This is a genomic window from Paraburkholderia fungorum (genome assembly GCF_046027215.1).
In the GTDB taxonomy this organism is placed as follows: domain Bacteria; phylum Pseudomonadota; class Gammaproteobacteria; order Burkholderiales; family Burkholderiaceae; genus Paraburkholderia; species Paraburkholderia fungorum_D.
Window position 1 is genome coordinate 1,285,381 of record NZ_JAQQEN010000002.1, and the last position, 16,549, is coordinate 1,301,929.

Annotated in this window: 16 protein-coding genes; 8 read left to right on the forward strand and 8 right to left on the reverse strand. The window is 59.9% G+C overall.

Annotated features, from left to right (window positions below; translation table 11 throughout):
* Positions 1-396 precede the first annotated feature (396 nt).
* The 7 genes from hutH (at position 397) to PQR27_RS26395 (ending at position 6,078) form a co-directional block, all read left to right on the forward strand.
* Entirely contained in the window at positions 397-1,959 is a 1,563-nt protein-coding gene (gene hutH / locus PQR27_RS26365) for a histidine ammonia-lyase (protein ID WP_408526549.1), read from the forward strand.
* 109 nt (positions 1,960-2,068) lie between these two features.
* A complete protein-coding gene (locus tag PQR27_RS26370; RefSeq protein WP_408526550.1) occupies positions 2,069-2,929 on the forward strand; it encodes a transporter substrate-binding domain-containing protein in 861 nt (286 codons plus the stop codon).
* 91 nt (positions 2,930-3,020) lie between these two features.
* Entirely contained in the window at positions 3,021-3,950 is a 930-nt protein-coding gene (locus PQR27_RS26375; protein WP_408526551.1) for a LysR substrate-binding domain-containing protein, read from the forward strand.
* A gap of 140 nt (positions 3,951-4,090) precedes the next feature.
* Entirely contained in the window at positions 4,091-4,324 is a 234-nt protein-coding gene (locus PQR27_RS26380) for a hypothetical protein (RefSeq protein ID WP_408526552.1), read from the forward strand.
* 37 nt (positions 4,325-4,361) lie between these two features.
* Positions 4,362-5,051 carry a TetR/AcrR family transcriptional regulator gene (locus PQR27_RS26385; RefSeq protein WP_408526553.1) on the forward strand — a complete coding sequence of 230 codons (690 nt, stop codon included), beginning with the start codon at positions 4,362-4,364 and terminating at the stop codon, positions 5,049-5,051.
* Positions 5,052-5,160: 109 nt separating this feature from the next.
* A complete protein-coding gene (locus PQR27_RS26390) occupies positions 5,161-5,346 on the forward strand; it encodes a hypothetical protein (RefSeq protein ID WP_408526554.1) in 186 nt (61 codons plus the stop codon).
* A gap of 159 nt (positions 5,347-5,505) precedes the next feature.
* Positions 5,506-6,078: a hypothetical protein gene (locus PQR27_RS26395; RefSeq protein ID WP_408526555.1), complete on the forward strand. Its 573-nt coding sequence runs from the start codon at positions 5,506-5,508 to the stop codon at positions 6,076-6,078.
* A gap of 67 nt (positions 6,079-6,145) precedes the next feature.
* Here PQR27_RS26395 and PQR27_RS26400 read toward each other — a convergent pair whose 3' ends face one another.
* From PQR27_RS26400 to PQR27_RS26435, 8 genes are all read right to left on the reverse strand, one after another.
* Positions 6,146-7,069, reverse strand: coding sequence for a 2-dehydro-3-deoxygalactonokinase (locus PQR27_RS26400; RefSeq protein ID WP_408526556.1), 924 nt, complete (start codon positions 7,067-7,069; stop codon positions 6,146-6,148).
* A gap of 93 nt (positions 7,070-7,162) precedes the next feature.
* Positions 7,163-8,347, reverse strand: a complete 1,185-nt coding sequence (locus PQR27_RS26405) for a mandelate racemase/muconate lactonizing enzyme family protein (RefSeq protein ID WP_408526557.1) — start codon at positions 8,345-8,347, stop codon at positions 7,163-7,165.
* 20 nt (positions 8,348-8,367) lie between these two features.
* Positions 8,368-9,444, reverse strand: coding sequence for an ABC transporter ATP-binding protein (locus PQR27_RS26410; protein WP_408526558.1), 1,077 nt, complete (start codon positions 9,442-9,444; stop codon positions 8,368-8,370).
* Entirely contained in the window at positions 9,431-10,390 is a 960-nt protein-coding gene (locus PQR27_RS26415) for a dihydrodipicolinate synthase family protein (protein ID WP_408526559.1), read from the reverse strand. Before PQR27_RS26415 ends, PQR27_RS26410 begins: the two co-directional genes overlap by 14 nt.
* Positions 10,387-11,205, reverse strand: a complete 819-nt coding sequence (locus PQR27_RS26420; RefSeq protein ID WP_408526560.1) for an SDR family NAD(P)-dependent oxidoreductase — start codon at positions 11,203-11,205, stop codon at positions 10,387-10,389. Before PQR27_RS26420 ends, PQR27_RS26415 begins: the two co-directional genes overlap by 4 nt.
* A complete protein-coding gene (locus PQR27_RS26425; protein ID WP_408526561.1) occupies positions 11,202-12,041 on the reverse strand; it encodes a carbohydrate ABC transporter permease in 840 nt (279 codons plus the stop codon). Before PQR27_RS26425 ends, PQR27_RS26420 begins: the two co-directional genes overlap by 4 nt.
* 3 nt (positions 12,042-12,044) lie before the next feature.
* The gene (locus tag PQR27_RS26430) at positions 12,045-12,980 is read right to left on the reverse strand and encodes a carbohydrate ABC transporter permease (RefSeq protein ID WP_408526562.1); all 936 of its coding nucleotides are present in this window, start codon (positions 12,978-12,980) and stop codon (positions 12,045-12,047) included.
* 88 nt (positions 12,981-13,068) lie between these two features.
* Entirely contained in the window at positions 13,069-14,340 is a 1,272-nt protein-coding gene (locus PQR27_RS26435) for an ABC transporter substrate-binding protein (RefSeq protein ID WP_408526563.1), read from the reverse strand.
* Between the two features lie 180 nt (positions 14,341-14,520).
* Between PQR27_RS26435 and PQR27_RS26440 the strand changes: the two genes are divergently transcribed.
* The gene (locus PQR27_RS26440; protein WP_408528308.1) at positions 14,521-16,287 is read left to right on the forward strand and encodes an SMP-30/gluconolactonase/LRE family protein; all 1,767 of its coding nucleotides are present in this window, start codon (positions 14,521-14,523) and stop codon (positions 16,285-16,287) included.
* Positions 16,288-16,549 lie beyond the last annotated feature (262 nt).

A 16,549-nucleotide genomic window follows, 5' to 3' on the forward strand; every position in this document is an offset into this window, starting at 1 on the left:
GCCTAAAGAATGTCGGCGCACCGCCGGCCGAAAATTTATCTGACCGCCTTATAAAAATCGCAGAGACGAAGCCGCTCGTGGATACGCACATCGGCGCAATAATCCAGAATAAAAGAATTACCTGGATCAGATATCTAAATATCTGGATTTCCTGGTGCACCTCAAAAAATCCGATAAACTATTTTCTCGAATTAAAAATAATTCATCCTTCTGATATTTAAAATTCCGCAATCAATTCGACTTTAGAAAAACTAAATACGGAACTCAAATCAAATCGTTTGTGCGTCAACACCGGCCAACGCTACTCTGCCCTGCAATGATCTCTGGCACACACCCCGCTTTGACGCTGGCTTTGCCAATTACTTCATTTCATGCACTTGACAGAGGGAATTCAGAATGAGTTTGACGCACACCGAATCTCGACCCGCCAAAATATCCGAGGTCCAGCTCGGAGAATCGGATATTTCGATCGAGCAATTCATTGCCGTCGCCCGACATGGCGCACAGATAAAGTTTTCATCCGCTTATCGCGAGCGCGTATTGAATTCGCGTCGCCTGGTCGATCTTTTTCTGAGTCAGAACCGCCTTGTTTATGGTGTGACGTCCGGCTTCGGCGCAAATTCGACCCGCGTCATCAGCCCCGCGGACGCGGAGCAGCTTCAGCGAAATATCGTGCGCTCCCACGCCGTCTCGGTCGGCGAACCGCTGCCTCGTGAAGTAGTCCGAGCCACGCTCCTGATGATGCTGATCAGCCTCGGCAAGGGTTATTCCGGCGTAAGCCTCGAATTGCTGCAGCAGATCGCCGGGCTGCTGAACAACGACATCACGCCGTTCGCACCGGGCGACGGCTCGGTCGGTTATCTCGCGCCCGAGGCACATATGGCGCTCGTGCTGATCGGCGAAGGAGAAGCTTTCTACCGCGGTGAACGCATCAGTGGCGCGGAGGCATTGGAGCGAGCGGGGCTGAAACCGCACTCGCTGCGCTGCAAGGAGGGGCTTTCGCTCACCAACGGCACCACGTCAGTGACCGCGATCGGGATGCTGGCGCTTTACAACGCAATCGAGCTTTCGAAGGTTGCGGACATTGCCGCCTCGATGTCCCTGCAACCGCTCAAGGGAACCACGCGCTCGCTGGATGCCCGCTATCACTCCGTCAAGAAACATCTCGATCAGCAGAACACGGCCGATAACATCCGGCGGCTGCTGGCCGGCAGTGCGCTATGCGATCGCTTTGTCGATTACAGGCTGCAGGACGCTTACAGCCTGCGCGGCATTGCTCAGGTGCATGGGGCGTCCAAGCGGGCGATCAAGGACGCGTACGACTCGATTCTCGATGAAGTGGGATCGTGCGGCGACAATCCTGTCATCTACCCCGACGGCGATGACGGTACCGCGATCTCCGGTGCCAACTTCGACGGTACGTTCGTCGGCATCGCGTGCGATCTCCTTTGCATCTCCATGACCACGCTCGCAAAGATCTCGGAGCGCAGAACCGACCGCCTCGTCAACCCGTACCTTAGCGAACTGCCCGCGTTCCTCGCAAAGGATCCCGGGCTGAACAGCGGTTACATGATCATTCAGTACACGGCGGCCGGATTGCTGGGTGAGATGCGCACCCTTGCTCAACCAGCAAGCGTTGACAGCGTGCCCACGAGCGGCAATCAGGAAGACCCCGTGAGCTTCGCCTATCACGCGGCACGAAAAGCCTACACAACGTCGCAGAAGTTGCAGCATGTACTGGCGATCGAGTTGCTCACCGCCGCCCAGGCGCTGGACTTCTTCGATCCAGCCGACGCATCACCCGCCACCGCGGCGGTGTATGCGCGCATTCGACAGGTGGCCCCGACTGCGGAAAGCGACCGGTTTTTCTATCCCGACATGATGGGCGTTCACCGGCTCGTCGAACAGGGCGAGCTGCTGAGCATCGTGGAAAACATCGCCGGCACATTGCACGGCTAAAGCCCCGCAATACCTGTAATGCCCGTAACGCCCGCGATGCCGCGAAATACGGCGAAGCGGGCACTTCCAATCCAGGCACAACCTTGATTCGACACTATGGAGGTGTAATGTGAATACGATTTCCACAAACGTCCTGAAGGCTTCTCTCGTCACTTTTCTCGGCGTGTTGGCACTGGCGGGAAACGGCGCTCAGGCAAAGGAATGGACAACCGTGAAGGTTGCCCTGGAAGGCAGTTATGCTCCGTGGAATCTGACCTTGCCGAATGGAAAAATCTCGGGATTTGAACCGGAATTAATCGACAATCTCTGCAAGCGGGTCAACCTGCAATGCGAAACAGTCGCCCAGGACTTTGACGGCCTCATTACCGGCCTGCAGGCCGGCAAATTCGATGTTGTGATGGATGCCCTTGCCATCACGCCAGAACGTCAACAGGTCATTGCCTTCTCCAGGCCCTACGCTGCAACGCCGGCCGCATTCGCGGCGATAGATGGGCATGGCCTGGCGAGCACGACAGAAAAAACCGCTGCCCTCAAGCTGACTGGCACCCCCAAAACCGATGGACCCATGATCGCCCCGCTGCGCGATCAACTGAAAGGGAAATCGATCGGCATTCAATCCGGCACGGTGTACACCAAATTCATCACCGACAACTTCAAGGACATCACTTCCGTACGCCTCTACAAGACCTCGGCTGAACGTGACCTCGACCTGGTCAACGGACGCATCGACATGGCCTTCGACGACGTCACCTATTACGCCGGAATCGCCGACAACAAGCAGACCGCCCGAATCCGGATTGCCGGACCCACGATCGGTGGCGCGATCTGGGGGCCTGGAGAAGGTCTTGGGTTTCGCAAACAGGATACGGATCTGAAAGCAAAATTTGACACAGCCATCACGGCAGCACTAGCAGACGGTACCGTGACGCGGTTGTCCGAAAAGTGGTTCAAGACCGATGTGAAGCCGTAAGCGTGCGGCATTGCATGATGCCGTTGCGCGTCGAGGTGGCGATCAGTCTTTGCTAGACTGGCTTCACAATAGTATTTGCCAGATCAACGACATGAATCGCCTTCCTCCTCTTCGAGCCTTGCAGATATTCGATGCCGTCATTCGTTACGGAGGCGTCGTGGCCGCCGCCGAGGCCCTTCACGTGACGCCGGGTGCGATTAGTCAGCAGATTCGCGTTCTTGAAGATTTTCTCGGGGTCGCGCTATTCGAGCGCGAGAACACGGGCTTGCGACCAACCCCGCTCTGCGAGCTGTACCACTCGCACATCTCCCGGGGATTCGAGTCCTTCCATAGCGCCCAGGCGGTGCTCAAGGCGCAGACCGGCCGTCGACTCACCCTGATGACGTTTCCGTCCGTGGCGACGCATTGGCTTGCCTCCAGACTGGACACGTGGCACACCATCTGCCCTCACGTGCAAGTCCATGTCGAGGTCGTCGATCACGAAACCAGTATCGGCGCGAGAAGTGCCGATGTCCGGCTCACGTATGGGCCGCTACCGAATGACGGAACGCCTTATCACGTCGTCTTTACGGACAGAATCGCACCCGTATTTTCACCCTCGCTGTTGCAGGCGGAAAAGCCGATCTCGCAACCGGCGGATATCTTGCGCTACCCGCTCATTCACGTCGAATGGGGATGGGCAAACATGTCGCCACCAACATGGGAACACTGGTTGCACGCAGTTGGCGTGCCTCTGCCCGAAGTGCTGGCGCCCCTCACTTACTCAGTGTCCGGCATGGCGATCGATGCGGCAATTCGCGGAAGAGGCGTTTCGTTGGGACAGGGCTTTTTTGCCATTGATCGCATCAAGCGACACGAACTGGTTGCGCCGTTCAGGATCTCCCTACCCATGCCGTTCCCGTACTTCATTTGCTGGAAGCGCGCTGCCGCGGACTCCCCTGCAACCAGGCAATTTCTCGACTGGCTAATCGAGGAAGCCGAGCAGACTGGACGCGATATAAAAGCCACGTTTGGCGACTGACGCGCCACGACAAAACAGCGCGGTGACCCAATGGCCGTGGCTAACTTCGAAGATTCGTCACTTGACCGATGCTGAATCTTTAACCATAATCTTTACTATGGAAACATAAGGCTCACTAACTTGACCAAGCTCCCCACGCCATGACCCCGAACGCACCGGCACGCATAACCGCGCCTACTGACGAACGTCTGAACACGTTGAGAGAGATCGTCAACGAATGTTTCGGCGTCGACGCATTGACTTCTGCCACTGATCGCGCAGACGCACGATATGTCGTCTGCGCTGAAAACGTCGTGCGTGCGCTGGAAACGGCCTACGACATTGGGCTGATCGCCGGCTACCGGCTGAGCCAGGCCAGCCAGGCACGATCATGACAGGTGAGGCGCATTCTCGACAGACCGCAAGGCTCCTGTGCCGCCAGACACAAAAACCAGAAAAAGTATCGCGCGACCCGGGCGAGACAGACCCTATCACCACAGGTCGCTTCCGCAAGCGCTGCTGGAAGCGGCCGAGACCGTCTTGCGCCGCGACGGTATAGGTAGCATGACGTTGCGCGCCATCGCCCGTGAGGCGGGCGTCTCGCATACCGCCCCCCAGCACCATTTCGGCGACACGGCAGGCGTGCTCGGCGAACTTGCCGCCAGCGGCCACCGGCGGCTGGCGGCGTCCGTGGCGGCCAAAGCGGAGGGCATCCCAGCGGGGCTGGCCAGCCGAAAGGCCATTGCACGCGGTTACGCCAGCTTCGCGGTCGACAACCCCGACCTGTTTCGTCTGATGTTTCGCAGCGAGTTGCTCGACCACACACGAGCCTCGCTGGTCGACGCTAGGCAGCTGTCCGCACGCGCGCTAATGGGTGTCTTCGACGACCCGCCCGAATGCGCACTGGGCGAAACCGTGACGTTTGATCGGCTGGATGTCGCGCAGGCGATCGCGATGACGGTGGCCTGGGCCTTTGTCCATGGCCTTGCATCGCTGCTCATCGACGGTCGTCTGAAAGCGTTGGCTACGTCCACCGAAGGTATAAGCAATACCGCAGAACTCCTGGATGCCACAATTGAGCACGCGCAGCTCGTTGACGACGCCGGCTGCAAGCCTGAGTGAGGTCAGGACCGGCGCAATCGACGTGCGCTAATTCTCTCCTCATTTCCTTCGGCGAATATGGGTCATGCGAATCAGCAGTTCGTCTGATCTGACCGAAAGGAAGTCCATCATGTTCACGCTCTTTAACCGCCCGGCACATTCAACCGTCAGCGGCACCGACCAGGTTTGCGCCAATGAAATGGCGACGCAATCCGCACCGCCCTGCGCGGGTGACGAAGCGGTAACCGGTGACCCGCCGGCAACTTATGACGAGATATATCCCTACCTGATGCTAGCGATGGTGACAGCCGTCTGAGATCGGGTGCGCGGCAACAAGCGGCTTTGCGTACCGCCGCCTGCCGGTGAATGAAGACACCCGCAATGCGTGTCCCTCTTCACGGCCCAATCAGATTGTCATGAACGCAAGCACACTCGCTTTGCAAAAAGACAGTGATCAACAGGATATCTCAGGACCATGTGGAACGAACCGTGCCATCTCCTAAGCGCCGGACTGTTTGCTGAAAGTCTTCGGACAGCCGGCTCAGGCAGATTCGCTAGCGCGTTGCTTGCAGCGCTGAATACGGCTATCGCGGTAGACCACTGCACGGTCGTCCGCGTAAGCGGCGGTCGTGCATCTCTCGTCGGTATCGCGAGCCGGCATTCGCAGAAACTCTTCGTCGAGCCTCTGGACGAATACGTCGCTAGCTACACTCGCCTCGCCCCCTTCGTGTGTACGCTCGCTTCCACTACCGCCCGGCAACGATACGGCCCGGAAGCTCGCTCCTTCGTCATCGACCATGCCTTCCATCACGAATGCGTCAACCAGTTCTTCGCGCACCCAGAAATCATCGACAAGCTTTCAATCGCGATGCCCAGTGACGAGGCCATTTCATTCCTGAACCTGTATAGGACGACGAGGATCGGCTCTTTCAAAAGCGACGAAAGTATCCTGGTCGCATCCGTTGGAGAGTTCCTCGCCACGCTCACCGAGATGCATATCCGATTGTCGAGCGTGCCCGCACCTCCGGTTGAACTGCTGCACGCGTGACGTGATGCGCCCTCTGATCCGAGCTCGTTAAGCGCACCCTGTTGCTGCGTTAGCCGCACCCGGATTTTCAGGCAGACTCACACACCGAGATGCCGGCTTCTCTGGCGACCCGCACATGACCCTGAATGGTGGCGCCGTCCCGTGCACGAACCGACTGCAAGCCCGCAATTTGCAGCGCAGCTTCATAGCGGCAACACAAATCGTCGTCCCCGATGAGGACGATGGGTCGTTCGTCGCTCACGTTCTCCGCAGCCATGGCGCTCGCCACTTCCAGCCCAATCAGGATACCCGACAGATAGTCAGGCAATCCGGCCGCATGCTCTTCGCCCATCAGACCCGCCGTGCGCGCAGCAAAGAGTACGTGCGTGGCTTGCGAAGATTGTTGCAAGCCGAGCGTTGCACCGCGAGCAAAGGCTTCGTTATCTCTGATACCAAACTCCATCAGCCTGCCCAGAATGCCGTGCTTGGTGAGCAAACCGTACAACTCCCCCGTCATATAGGTAGCGAAGCGGGTAATCCTCGACTGCTCACCCACGAAGGCCCATTTGCTGTGTGTACCGGGCAGAACGCACACACTGTCGGGTTCCACGTCCGCGCCCCAGATCTGCGTTTCTTCTCCACGCATAACGTCGTACATCGACGCTCCCGAGCCGCAACGCAGTCCGGGAATGATATGCATGTCGACCTTGTTCGAGATCGATAGTGTCGTGAACGCGCGGGCGGCCGCGGCGGGCGTCGCCGGACAGTCCAGGTAAGGCGCTTCCACCCAGCCTTGACGACTGCCGATCATGCCGCTTGCCACGATCGGACAGCCGAACTGATCGATCCAGTCGCTGCAGATTCCATGCAGTGACGCCTCAAACTGCCGGTCCTTCACGGACATCACGCCGCCGGCGGCGTTTCTCGCCTCAACGATTCCGCCCTCTGCCGACACCAGCGTGGCGCGCAAACTCGACGTTCCCCAGTCGAGACTGATGAATGATGGATTCATACTATGGGATCCTTATTAATAGACTGAAAGAAATCTGGCGGTATATTCTGGCGCAGTGGGAAACGATTCATTCACACTGCGCCAGTTCTGTTTCTACACTGTGGGCTTCGGCCGAATGTGCTGCCACACTTTCTCGCCTGGCTCGATACCGAGTCCGGGGCCCTCGGGCAGCTGGAATGCTCCATCGACGCAACGCATGGTCGTTTCCACGTATTGCAGGTTGCGATCGAAAACCGAATGCTGGTATTCGTGCATCGGCGCATTGGGAAGCGCGGCGGCTGCATGCAGGCTCGCCGCCTGGAAGATGCCGATACCGATGCTCGCGTGTGGAATCACCTTCATATGGAACGCATTGGCCATCCGCGCGATCTGCATGAATTGGCTGATGCCGATATGCCCCATTTCAGGCTGAATGATCGACATGGCGCGTTTTTCCAGCCGCGTGCGGTATTCGTAGACCGTGCGCCACTCCTCGCCCAGCGCGAGCGGCACACGGATATGCGCACCGACGTGCGCCTGGCCCTCGATGTCTTCCGGCTGACACGGCGCTTCGACAAAATAAGGACGATAGGGCGTCAGCTGGTCGACAAGCTGGATCGCTTCCTGCGCCGTGAACTTCCAGTGCAAATCAACCATCAGTTGCACGCGCTCGCCGAGTCCTTGCCGAAGTGCGCGCATTTCGTCGACGATTCCGTCGAAGGACACTGCCGCGTGATACTTGAATGCGGTGAACCCCTTATCCACGAACGAGCTCGCCAGCGCGACGCGCTCGTCGAGCGTGCGGCCCGGAAGGCCCGACACATAGGCCGGAATCGACGTCTGACGCTGCCCGCCGATGAGCTTGACGACCGGCTGCCCGACCAGCTTCCCGAACAGATCCCAGATTGCGATGTCCACGCCCGCAATGGAATCGACGTAGAAGCCGCCAAAAAAGCCGCGCACCCGCATCATGTCGTACAGATCTTCTTGAATCACGACAGCGTCTCGCGGATCGCGCCCAATCACAGCCGGCCCGAGCACGTCGTCGATGATCGCCGTCACGGCCTCGGGCGCCACGATCCCATAGGTCTCGCCCCAGCCGACCGTGCCGTCGTCCGCGGTCAGCTTGATGAGCACCGACATGTCAGTTGCCGGATAGATCGTTCTATTGCCCTTGCGGATCAGGTAGCCGCGGCTGTTGACCTGTTCGTCCTGGCCGAGGCCGCCGAGGTAAGGCACATCACGAGGGATCGAAACGATGAAGGTTTCGACCGACGCTATTCTGGGTGAGATAGTCATATCGAACGAGTCGTGATTGATCAGGATGCGGAAATACGCGAACCGTCGCCCGCGAAAAGATGCAGTGTTTCAGCGGCGAATGCGAGCCCGACGAGGTCGCCCTTCGTGCAGGTCGTGGTGCCGTCGACCTTCACCATGATTGTTCCCATCACTGTCTTCACGTAGACGAACGTCTCGCTGCCGAGCCGCTCGGCGAAGTTGATTTCTCCGATCAGCGACGCATCCTGTTTGTCGACGATCCGCAAATGCTCGGGCCGCACACCCAGAGTCAGGGTCCGGTCAGTCACCCGTTTCGTCACCGGAATGCATACGTGGCCGGCCGGCAACTCCACTTTAGCCGACGTCGAATCCATCGGCGTTGCCGACACCTCAATGAAGTTCATTTTCGGCGACCCGATAAAGCCCGCGACGAACCGGTTCGCTGGACGGTGGTACAGATCGAGCGGACGCCCCACCTGTTCGATTTTTCCGTCGCGCAGCACGACAATCTTGTCCGCGAGCGTCATCGCCTCGACCTGGTCATGCGTCACATAGACGAATGTCGTGCCAAGCTCTTCCTTGATGCGAGCAAGCTCGAGCCGCATTTCCACCCGCAACGCAGCGTCCAGATTGGAGAGCGGCTCGTCGAACAGAAATAGCGAAGGCTCGCGCACGATCGCCCGGCCAATCGCCACACGCTGACGTTGACCGCCGGAAAGATCCTTTGGCTTTCGTGCCAGCAGATGCTCGATTTGCAGAATACGCGCGCTTTCCTGAACCTTTTCTTCGATGCGCCCCTTCGGCAGATTCGCCATCTTCAGGCCGAACCCCATATTTTCCGCGACGCTCATGTGCGGATAAAGGGCATACGACTGAAACACCATCGCGATCCCGCGTTTCGCCGGCTGCATCGCCGTGACATCGTTGCCGCCGATTGAAATCGTGCCGGACGTGCTTTCCTCGAGCCCCGCGATCAATCTGAGCAACGTAGACTTTCCGCATCCCGACGGTCCGACGAACACGCAAAATTCGCCGTCGGCAACATGCAGGTCGATGTTCTGAATGACGGAAGCGTCGCCGAACGATTTACTGATCCGACGCAATTCAAGCTGTGCCATGTAGCTCGCCTCCGATGGTGGAAAGTGCTTGCTGAGGAATCAGCAGATCGTCGATGTCGCGCAGGAAGTCGTCGACGTCGGAGGTATCGGCCGCGTCGAGCAAAGGACCCGAGGCGCGCTGCAATCTGCATTTGATCAGTCCGCGCCGATGCAGAACGTACTTCGTCAGCGACCAGCGAAACACCGCCTGCACGTTCAGGATCGGCAGCATGCGCGTGAACAGCGCCCTCACCTGTTCGCTTTGCCCTGCGCTATGGGCTTTAAACAGCGCCACATGAATCTCCGCCAGTTCGATCGCCGGCATCGTTCCACATGCGCCGCGCCGTAGTTCGTCCGTGATGTAGCGGCCACCCGCGCCGCCGAACACGCCCAGCATCGTTTGCGGCGCACTGTCCTTGAGGATCGAGAGCCGCTGCCCGCTCGGCAGGGTTTCTTCCTTGATGTACCGGATAGCCGGCACCGCAGTCAGGATTTCGATCAGCACGTGGGGATCGAGACCTGCGCCGACAGGCGCCGGCACGTTCTGCAGCATGATGGGTGTGTGCGGTACGGCGGCCGCAATACGGCTGAAGAACTCGATCTGCGCCTGCGCGGTCGGCCTGTCAGGTGGGACCGCGATCATGAGTGCCGCCGCGCCGTTTCGGGAGGTCGCCTGCGCGAGCTGGATGGTCACCTCGGCATCCGTACTTGAAACGCCGGCAACCAGGGGCACACGGCCGCCGATTTCGTCGAGCACGATGTTGGTCAGCATGAGCCGTTCGTCGACGCTCAACTGCCCGAACTCGCTCGCGACGCCCGGATAGGTGATGCCGTCGACTCCGGCCTTGATCAGGTAGCGCACCAGATTGCGCAGGCTGGCCACGTCAGGATTGCCGTTCTCCTCGAACGGCGTCGGCAGCACCGGAAACACGCCAACAAGCGGTTTGTGGGCGTTCGTTATCGTCATTGTTTGTTCTCCGCGATATGCAGGGCAGGAAGTCCCCACGAGGTACGAATATGGTTCGACAACAGCGCGCTCGCTGCGAGCGACGTCAAGCCGCCATCGATTGGAAGGTCCACTGCCGTGATGAACGAAGACTCATCGCTGGCGAGGAAGAGCGCCGCATTGGCGACGTCGGCGGGCTCGCCGATGCGACCCAACGGATAGCTCTGCGCGACGGCCGCGAGATCCGCCGGCGTGAGTCCCCGGACTGTGCGCTCTGTCGCGATGAAAGCCGGCGAGATCGAGTTGCAGCGCACGCGCTGCACGCCGAATTCGACGGCGATCTGCTTGGTCAGGGCCCGCACGCCACCCTTGGCGGCGGTGTACGCGGCAAGACCCGGATTCGCGACGATCTGGTTGATCGACGCGACATTGATGATCGATCCGCCACCCCGTGTGATCATTTCCGGCATCGCGGCGCGGCAGAAACGAAACGTTGCACCCAGCGCCGAATCGATCGTGCGGGCCCAGCCTTCGTCGGTCTCGTTCGTGAGGCTCGCTGTCGCGTACTGAATGGCGTTGTTGACGAGCACATCGAGTCCGCCGAAACGCGTTCTTGCAACGCGAATCGCTTCATCAACAGTCGATTGCTGGTGCGCGTCGAGGCACAGCATCTCGACGCGCTCAGGCGGCAGGCCGGCGATTGCGCGCCCGGCGCTCGCATCCGACAGTTCAATCGCGACCACCCGCGCGCCCTCGGCCACGAACCGCTCGAGAATCGCACGGCCGATACCTTGACCGGCGCCGGTGACAATCGCAACCTTGTTCTCAAGTCTCATGATTTGACTGCTCCAGCGGTGAGTCCCTTGATGAAGTAGCGCTGCAGGAAAGCAAACCCGAGCACGACAGGCAGCGAGATGACGATGGATTCGGCCATCGCGCCGCCCCAGTTCGCGCGGCCTTCACCCAGATAACTCAGCAGCAGGCCAGGGCCGACCGTGCGCAACTCAGGGGACGTGATGAGCGTGAGCGAAAAAAGCAGATCGTTCCAGGCCCACATGAACGAATACAGGCCGACGGTCACCATCGCGGGAATCGCGAGCGGCAACACGATGCGATGCAGGATGTAGACCTCGCTCGCCCCATCGACGCGGGCCGCCTCGATGATTTCGTTCGGAATGTTGATGAAATAGCTGTAAAGCATGTAGGTGCCGCTCGGCAGCGCGAGGATGATGTAAGCGATGATCAAACCCAGCCGCGTATTGAGCAGGCCAGCCCACTGCAACATCGGGTAGACACTGATCAGCAACATGGCAAACGGGAACATCTGTGCCGAGAGCATCATGAACATCAGCGGCTTGCGGCCGAAATAGCGGAACTTGGCGAAGCTATACGCCGCGTAGGTCGACAGCGCCACGGTGAGAAGCGCGCCGCCGCCCGCCGTGATCAGGCTGTTGCGCAGTTGCAGCGCGGTCTCGCTGTGGCCGAAAAGCGAACGATAGTTTTCCAGCGTGGGGACGTGCGGCAATATCGACGGAATGCGCACGAACACTTCGCCTTCGGGCTTGATCGACGTCAGCAGCATCCAGACGATCGGCAGAAACAGAAAGCCGCCAATCACGAGCAACAGCATCATGAAACCGCTTCTTGCTCGCCAGTTATTGAGAAGCAACATTCCTTAATTCTCCCGTTTGAACAGAATGCGCAGATAGAAGATCGACGGAATCGCAATGGTCAGGAACCACAGCACGCCGATCGTGCATGCGCTGCCGACATCCCAGTTCTGGAACGCCTGCTTGTAGACTTCGATGGACAGCATCGTCGTGGCCTTGACCGGGCCGCCCTGGGTGAGCGCATAGATCACGTCGAATGCCTGCAGGTTGCTCATTGCGCCGAGTATGGTCACGATGATGATCGTCGGTGCGAGATGGGGTAACACGACGTAGCGGAAAACGCCGATGTTTTCGCAACCGTCGACTCGCGCCGCGTCCATCTGATCCTGCGACACGCCCTGCAGACCCGCCAGGAAGAACGCCATGAAGAGCGGCACCGACACCCAGACGCGCGTGAGGACCACGGCCGCCATCGCCGAATGCGCTTCGGCCAGCCATGGCACAGGTTCGGTAATCACGCCCAACTGCAACAGAATCGCGTTGAGAATGCCGTACTGGCCATTGAAGATCCACGCGGCAAGAAATGCAGTAACGGTCGAAGGAAGAACCCAGGGCAACAGCGAGAGCGCGCGCAGAAATGCCTTGCCCCTGAATGACTGATTGAGCACGACCGCCCACGCGAGACCGAGTACGAGTGTGATGCTGGTGGTCAGCACCACGAACGTCAGTGTGTTTAACCAGATCGACAGGGTGTCGGGATTGCCCAGCAGCTTTCTGAAATTACTCAGACCGACAAAGCGCGGCGTATCCATTTCTATCGTGTAGCGATAGAAAGAGAGTTTGAGCGATTGAAGAAACGGAATCAGGATAACGGCGAAGAATGCAATCAGCGAAGGCAGCGCGAAAGCAAATCCAATTCTTCTTTCGTGCGACTTCAGTGATCGACGCTGCTTTGCCGCCCGTAGATCGGACTGCATCGAGAGTAGGCTAGCCTTGTTCATAGGAACCGGGTTCGTGTAAAGGATTAACGCACGGGCACGCGTTCATTCGTGGCGACGCCTGACTCGCTGGTCAGGCGTCGCCACCCGCTTATACGATGGCGGCACTCAGCCGTTTGCCCATGGTGTCGATTGCTTCCGCAGCCGTCTTTTGCCCCAGCACGGCGGCTTGCACCTGCTCGCCGACGATCACCGTCAGGTCCGCGACATTCGGGTAGGACGCAAGCTCGTCGCGTGTGGCGCTCTTTGCGTTCCTGGTCCAGTTCGCGACATACGGGTCGCCGGATAGTTTGGCGAGCGCGCTTCGGGTGACCGGGAACAGACCAATCTGGCGGAAATACTCGAGTTGCGGCTCGTCAGTCATGCTGAGATACGAAACGAAGCGGGCAGGCGCCGACTTCACATCGAGACTTTGCTTGTCTTCCGCGAAACTGCCGAGCAGATGCCCCCACGCAAACGAGCGCGGAACATCACCTTTCTTCACAACCGGTGTCGCGATAGATTCAACGTTCACGTCGAAGGCGGCGCCTTTACCGGAATTGTCGCGGGCGAAACCGCGCGCAAGCGGTGCATCCTGATAGAAGGCGCAGCGGTTCTGCGCGAACAGGCGGCGGGCGTCGTAACGGTCCGTGTCTTTTGCGGCCAGACGGTCTTTCACGAGGTCGCTCATGAACCCGAGAGCGCGCACGCCAGCGGGGCTGTTGACCGCCACCTGTCCGTGCTCGTTGAAGACCTGGCCGCCGAAGGTCCACAGCCAGGTCTGGAAGTCCGCCGCCATCGAGGCATTGTCTTTAGTCGATATGGCGTACGGCACGGCTTCCGGGAATTTCGCCTTGACCGCCTTGAGCGATTCGAGGAATGCGTCAATCGTGACGGGCGTCTCGCGAACGCCGGCTTCCTTCAGCATGGCCACGTTGGCGACCAGGCCGATCGAGCCCGCAGTCCACGGCATGCTCAGTTGCTTGCCCCTGAATTGGCCAAGCCGCAGGATGGCTGGGTCGATGACCTTTTCGAGCGCGGCCTTGCCGAAAATATCGTTGAAGTCGACCATCTTGCCGGTCGCGCCGAACTGCGGCAGCCATTGCAGGTTGAGCTGGGCCGCGTCGACTGGCTGATGCGCACGCAGTCGCAGAAACAGATTCTGTTGCATCTGCCCATACGGGAACCCCACGACCTTGACCGCCGCCCCCGGGTCGCCTTGCTGAAACTGCTCGAAAATCTTGCCTAGTGTGGCCTTGCTGGCCGCTTCGTCCTGGGACCAGCCCACGTACGTGAAACTGTTCGTGGCCGCTCTCAGCAGTGAGGGCGCGAAAACGGATGAGGCGGCTACTGCGGAAATGAATTTGCGTCGTGTGAGCATCATTGTCTCCTTGTTTCTATAATTGGAACTTGTGCTGCCATCCTAGCACGGTTTTTTATAAAGTTCCATCTAATAGAACAACAAACTGTCGGTGATATTTTTGGGCGTACAATGCGCCCAAGAGAGGCGTTCTATAGGGACGCGGACCCGCCATCTCCTTCTGAGGCGAAAGACTTGACCAAAGTGAAACAAAAAATAGTGGAAACCACCTCCGCGAGTCCGCTGAATCCGGAACTGGAGAGTGAGGGGACGGCAACGCTCGTCGTGACTGAAGACAAAGGCCCAGCCGGCGTCGGCGTGCTGGAAAAGGCGATGTACCTGTTGAATATCGTCTCGCAGGCCCCCGCGCCGATGACGTTCACCCAGCTGCTCAGGGCTTGCGGGCTGCCCAAGGGCACGCTGCACCGGATTCTGACGACGCTCCAGCGCGAAGGCCTGCTGCGCCACGATGCGTACAGCAAGACGTTCCGCCTCGGGCTGCGCTTTCTCGAACTCGCGCACGAGGTGTGGAGCGACTTCGACCTCCGCGTCGCCGCGCAGGATGAACTCGTTCTGCTGCGCGATCTCGTCGGCGAATCGGTGCATCTGGCGATTCTGGACGGCAACAGTGCGGTGGTCATCGCCAGCGAAGACGCGCGCCAGGCCGGGCGAATTTCGCTCGGCGTCGGCATGCGCCTGCCGCTGCATGCAAGCGCGGTCGGCAAGGCCATCGCGGCCTATCTCGACCCGCACCAGCAGCAGGAGCTGCTGAGCACGATCACGTTGCAGGCGCTCGGTCCGCGCACCATCACGTCGATCGACGCGCTCAGGAGCGACCTCGACCTGACCCGCTCGCGCGGCTATGCACTCGCCAATCAGGAAAGCTCGAACGACACGGTCGCGCTGGCGGCCCCGGTGTTCGACTTCGAGGGCCGGCCGATCGGCGCGGTGGCCATCTCCGGTAACGTCGGCAGGCTCGACGTGGCGCGCGCGCACAACCTGTCGGCGGCGGTCATGGGCGCCGCGCGCAAGATCTCGCACAACTCGGGCGGCCAATCGATGTCGCTTGCGGCAAAGAGCCAACCGCCCGCGCTGGCGAACGCGGACGTTCACTGTGTAAGCCAGGTGCCGTCGCTGCTGGGCGAGGCGCCCATGTGGTCGCCGCGCGACGACGCGCTCTACTGGGTCGACATCCTCACGCCGACCATTCACCGTTTCGATGCCGCGAGCCGCTCCAGCACTGAGATCAAGCTCGGCTCGATGCTGAGTCTGGTGATCCCCAAAGCGACTGGCGGCCTGCTGATCGCGACACCGGGCGGCCTGATGACCGTGGACGACATCGGCAATCTGACGCGCTTCTCCCACCCGGAGTTCGACCGGCCGGGCAATCGCTACAACGACGGCAAATGCGACCGCATGGGCCGCCTGTGGGTCGGCACGATGGACATGGGCGCGGCGGCTAACCGCGGCAATCTGTTCCGGGTCGACGCGGACGGCTCCTGGAAGAAGATGGATACGGGTTTCACGGTGGCGAACGGGCTGGGCTGGAGCCCGGACAATACGCGGATGTATTTCACCGATTCGCATCGCAAGACCATCTATCAGTACGACTTCGACCTGATCAACGGCACGATCGCCAACCGCCGGCCGCTGATCACGCTCGACTCGTCGGCGGGCTCGCCAGACGGGCTGACCGTCGACGCGGACGGCTGCCTGTGGGTCGCCATGTGGGACGACTGGTGTGTCGTGCGCTTCGATCCAGAGGGCCGGGAAATGACGCGCATCCGCATGCCCGTGCCACGCCCCACCAGTTGCTGCTTCGGCGGCCAGAACCTCGACATGCTCTATGTCACCAGTGCGCGCGTGCGGCTGACCGAAGACATGCTCAACAGCGCCCCGCTGTCCGGATCGCTCTTCGCGGTCAATATTCCCGGCGTGCGCGGGCTCCCCGAGACCACCTTCGCCGGCTAAGCCGCTTCGGCTCAGCCGCGCCTGACATCGCCGGCACTGCGCCCGGCGATGTCGAATCCTTCCCCGCCGCCTCCCCCTTCACGCTTGCGCCGCTTGCGCCTGCGCGCCTGAGCGTCATCACGCGCGGCCGCTTCGCTGCGATGTGCCGCGCATCGACTCCTTTGACGCGTCGTTACAACGCGATCCCTGGGGCTATCCCGAAGATTCCTCAAAACGACTTGCATCAGTTCCACTGAATGCTAAACTCGCCTCATCAGTTCCA

Bases quoted from the DNA above. Each gene is read 5' to 3' on its own strand.
- PQR27_RS26425 (WP_408526561.1), bottom strand. From the start codon at position 12,041: ATGTTGCTTCTCAATAACTGGCGAGCAAGAAGCGGTTTCATGATGCTG.
- PQR27_RS26400 (WP_408526556.1), bottom strand. From the start codon at position 7,069: ATGAATCCATCATTCATCAGTCTCGACTGGGGAACGTCGAGTTTGCGC.
- PQR27_RS26410 (WP_408526558.1), bottom strand. From the start codon at position 9,444: ATGGCACAGCTTGAATTGCGTCGGATCAGTAAATCGTTCGGCGACGCT.
- PQR27_RS26380 (WP_408526552.1), top strand. From the start codon at position 4,091: ATGACCCCGAACGCACCGGCACGCATAACCGCGCCTACTGACGAACGT.
- hutH (WP_408526549.1), top strand. From the start codon at position 397: ATGAGTTTGACGCACACCGAATCTCGACCCGCCAAAATATCCGAGGTC.
- PQR27_RS26415 (WP_408526559.1), bottom strand. From the start codon at position 10,390: ATGACGATAACGAACGCCCACAAACCGCTTGTTGGCGTGTTTCCGGTG.
- PQR27_RS26430 (WP_408526562.1), bottom strand. From the start codon at position 12,980: ATGAACAAGGCTAGCCTACTCTCGATGCAGTCCGATCTACGGGCGGCA.
- PQR27_RS26420 (WP_408526560.1), bottom strand. From the start codon at position 11,205: ATGAGACTTGAGAACAAGGTTGCGATTGTCACCGGCGCCGGTCAAGGT.
- PQR27_RS26390 (WP_408526554.1), top strand. From the start codon at position 5,161: ATGTTCACGCTCTTTAACCGCCCGGCACATTCAACCGTCAGCGGCACC.
- PQR27_RS26375 (WP_408526551.1), top strand. From the start codon at position 3,021: ATGAATCGCCTTCCTCCTCTTCGAGCCTTGCAGATATTCGATGCCGTC.
- PQR27_RS26405 (WP_408526557.1), bottom strand. From the start codon at position 8,347: ATGACTATCTCACCCAGAATAGCGTCGGTCGAAACCTTCATCGTTTCG.
- PQR27_RS26395 (WP_408526555.1), top strand. From the start codon at position 5,506: ATGTGGAACGAACCGTGCCATCTCCTAAGCGCCGGACTGTTTGCTGAA.
- PQR27_RS26435 (WP_408526563.1), bottom strand. From the start codon at position 14,340: ATGATGCTCACACGACGCAAATTCATTTCCGCAGTAGCCGCCTCATCC.